General features: G+C 58.7%; 3 protein-coding genes. 2 read left to right on the top strand and 1 reads right to left on the bottom strand.

The features are described 5' to 3' along the window. Positions 1 to 354 precede the first annotated feature (354 nt). Positions 355 to 1505 (bottom strand): IS3 family transposase gene (locus Q8K08_RS21670; protein WP_370870577.1). Its coding sequence is split into 2 segments (ribosomal slippage): positions 355 to 1214 and positions 1214 to 1505, totalling 1152 coding nucleotides; the frame shifts between segments, so codons are not numbered across the junction. 143 nt (positions 1506 to 1648) lie between these two features. Between Q8K08_RS21670 and Q8K08_RS21665 the strand changes: the two genes are divergently transcribed. Together Q8K08_RS21665 and Q8K08_RS21660 are read left to right on the top strand one after the other, a co-directional pair. Then, the gene (locus tag Q8K08_RS21665; protein WP_305251680.1) at positions 1649 to 2692 is read left to right on the top strand and encodes a hypothetical protein; all 1044 of its coding nucleotides are present in this window, start codon (positions 1649 to 1651) and stop codon (positions 2690 to 2692) included. Beyond that, on the top strand, positions 2689 to 3312 hold the full coding sequence (locus Q8K08_RS21660) for a hypothetical protein (protein WP_305251679.1): 624 nt from the start codon (positions 2689 to 2691) through the stop codon (positions 3310 to 3312). Before Q8K08_RS21665 ends, Q8K08_RS21660 begins: the two co-directional genes overlap by 4 nt. The last annotated feature ends 380 nt before the right edge of the window (positions 3313 to 3692 follow it).

Raw genomic sequence — 3692 nt, 5'->3', positions numbered from 1 at the left:
TTTCCTGCGTTATGACCTGCCACCGCTGCCCTATGGACAGCGCTATGCGATCGTTGACGACCGGATCGTGGTGATCGAAGCTGAAAGCTACAAGATCCTGCAGTTGATCCAGATTTTCACTTCCCTCGACAACTGAGGCGTCCTGGCGCTTTCGTCAATCGAAGGGCATCCCTTGGGTCCGTTCGGTCTGCGCGCGATCGGACGACGTCTGTGTTTCCGCCTTTTCCGGAAGCCTGATTGGAGCTTTCGCGCCTGGCCAGAGCCGGAAGTTGTTCAGGCGTCACTTAACAGCATCACTCTCGGCGTACGATCAGGTGAGCTACCCCCCAACTCTTGGACAGATTTCCGGCTGATTTAAGCTACTGCCTGCACCTGCTGATCGGTTTGGGTTGCGTTGAAGTAGACCACGGCGGGTGGTTGTCCGCCATGGGCGGCGTGGGGCCGCTGGTGGTTGTAGAATGTGATCCAGCGTCCGACACCCGCCTTGGCTTGGGACCCGGTTTCCCAGGCGTGCAGATAGACGCATTCGTATTTCAGGGATCGCCACAGGCGCTCAATGAAGATGTTGTCCAAGTAGCGGGCTTTGCCGTCCATGGAGATCTTAGTCTTGGCCCGTTTCAGCCGGTCGGTCCAGTCGAAGGATGTGAACTGACTGCCCTGGTCGGTGTTCATGATGTCAGGCGCGCCGAACTTGTGGATGGCCTCGTTCAGTGCCTCAAGGCAGAACTCGGCCTCCAGCGTGTTCGATATCCGCCAGGCCAGAACCTTGCGGGTGAACCAGTCCATGATGGCCACCAGATAAAGAAAGCCCTTTCGCATGGGCAGGTAAGTGATGTCGGCACACCAGACCTGATTTGGCCGGTCGATCCGCAGGCCGCCCAGCAGGTAGGGGTAGGTCTTGTGGCCCTTGGCGGGCTTGCTGGTATTGGGTTTTTGGTAGATCGGCATCAATTGCATGAGGCGCATCAGCCGCCGGATGCGCTTTTCGTTCACGGCATGGCCCTCGTTCTGCAGGTGCCATGTCATCTGCCGGACACCGTAGAACGGCGTGTCCAAAAACTGCTTGTCGACCAGCAACATCAGGTCGAGGTTCATCGCCGTCTCGCCCTGTGGAGCATAGTAAAACGACGACCGCGAGATCGACAGCAGGCGGCACTGCGCTCCGACCGACAGCTGGGGGTGGTTACGCTCTATCATCCCGCGCCTCACTTCCCGGTCCAGGGCTTGAGCTTTCGTGACAAAAAATCGTTGGCGACGGCCAGTTCTCCGATCTTCGCATGCAGATCACGGACCGTTTCCTCGGCAATCTCGGCGGTGGCCGCCGCCTGACCGCCACGCTCAAAAATGCCCGCGGCGCCTTCCAGCAGCGCCTTCTTCCACTGATGGATCATCGTCGGATGAACCTCATAGGCGGCCGCCAATTCCGACACCGTGCGCTCGCCCTTCAGCGCCTCCAACGCCACCCGCGCCTTGAATGCCGCGTCATGGTTCCTGCGTTTCGACATGTTCTGATCTCCTCGTCTTGGGGATCAGCAGACCTCAGATCGTAGCTTCCGTCACTGTCCGACTTTCAGGGGGTAGCTCAGACCGCCCCGAGCCACTGCGCTGGACGGCCGTCTATCTCCAACTCATCGAGCATCTCGCGCTGATGGCCAGTCGTGATCCGATCGACAGTCAGGGCGCATTGCTGATCGCCCTTGATCTTACGGTGCCGGGCAACATACAGCCAGACGATGGCATGCCTCTGCCGGAGCAGCGTCTTTCGGCCCTCATCAATGATCATGCTGCAGTCGCTGCACGGAACCTCGACCTAGCTCGTCATTTTCAGAGGGCCGAAAGACTACAGGCTGGGTGGAATGCCAAGCTGCCCCCAGAGCTTGCTGTAGATCTTGGCACCGAGGGGGCTACGGGCAGCTTCAGGGCCACGGAACCGACGGATCGTCAGCTTTGGCTTGAGACCGCGGCGCCACCACTTCCGACGGTTGCGGTTGCACGATTGCCCTTTGGTTGGCTGTCCGGCCCCTTCAGACTGACCAACCAAGCTGGCGAAACAGAGGAGCGACCCGGTCAGGCGATGGCTTACTGGGACCTGCATCTGGCGATCGGGCCAACCGGCCCCTTAAGTGTTGGCGCATATCTCGTTAGGACCAGCAGCGTCGATTTGGAAATCGACGGTCACCTGTTGACGTTGCCGGACATGCAGGATGACGTGCAGCAGATTGCGACAAGCTACCCTCACGCCCCGAAAATAGATCTCTCTGGGGATATTTGGGAAGTTTCCTGTGATGCGGAGCCGGTTTATCGGTCACGAAGGGCGGGGCTTGATGAAGATCCGCCTTCCGAAACGGTGCCTTTGCTTCGTGTCGAACCAGTCAGTGCATCCAGCGTGCGTGCTTGGTTGATGACCCCCTTGGATTTTTTCGTGGAGGATGGTCCGCTGATCAATGCCGTGGACAGGTTGGAACCATTATCTCTCGGCGGAATCGGCTGGGTCCGGGCCGAAAGCATTGCGCGCAGCGTCGAGATAGCGCTCCGCGATGGGCGCTTGGATGACGGCTTCAGCCGATGGCTCGCCCAGTATCAGCCTGCTTTGGGTCAGTTCGACAAGGATTGGCTTGATCGCTGCCTTGAAATGGACGCTGCGCTTCGTGCCCAATCTGCTGCCAATGACCTTCTGGGAGGTGCAAAGTGAACCGTGAGCATTGGCATCAGCGTCTCGTCGCGATGGAAGCGACACTTTCACTGCGTGACGGTTTTCGTTTCGTCTATGGGCCGTGGGCAACCCTGCAGACCGGGCGCATCGCTTTTCTTTCTCTCAATCCCGGACGGGCGCCATCGAGCAGCGCTCTGCGCGACGTATCCGATGAAAGAGGCAACTCTTACTCCGTGGAGCGGCACACAACGCGGTCACCAATAACGGATCAGGCGTTGCGGGCGTTCTCATTTTTCGGGGCGCAGCCGGATGAGGTCCTGACGGGTGTCGTATGTCCATTCCGCACGCCGAGTTGGAAAGATCTGACCAAAGAAAAACGTGACCATGCGCTCGAGCTGGGACGCCAGTTCTGGGTGCAGCCATTGCAACGGCCAGGCCTCGAGCTGATCGTTTGCTGCTCAACAGAGGCATCGCAGGCAGTTGTGGGTTGGTTGCATGCACGCCATGAGGCATCAGCCTCCGCAGGATGGGGGAACATCGCCATTCACCGTTACCGCACCAAGATGGGCGTCCCCATCATTGCCTTGCCTCATCTATCGCGTTTTCGTCTCTTTGGACGCCCCCAGTCTGAAACAGCGATCCGCGGTTTGCTGGAATGAGAGATACGATGGACTGTGTGCCGAACGAGCGTGTGATTTATAGCTTGCAACCGAGCAACTCTTTCCAGTGACAAACGACAGGTTTGGGCTCGAGGCGGCCTGTCAGCCTGAACCATGAGGTCAGTTCGGCACTGCACGGGGCCAGATCGACGTGCTCGGCCCTTTTGTATGTGTCGGCTGCTGTTCGCAATTGAGAATTTGGCACGACTTCGGAAATCGCTCATATGTATCCGGCCTGTTGATCGGCTCGCGGGCCGTGGCCTTGATGGGGTTAGGCACGCGCCTTGGTCTCATTAGCGGCAAGGTCCTTGCTGACCATAAGGGCCGTCAGACTCTGGGGGCGTATTTTCTCCGTTCCATGCTGTCCTCTCTGTCGCGAA

Origin of the sequence: Pseudotabrizicola sp. (genome assembly GCF_030684215.1) — a bacterium.
Classification (GTDB): domain Bacteria; phylum Pseudomonadota; class Alphaproteobacteria; order Rhodobacterales; family Rhodobacteraceae; genus Pseudotabrizicola.
This window is presented reverse-complemented; position numbering and strand designations above follow the sequence as displayed.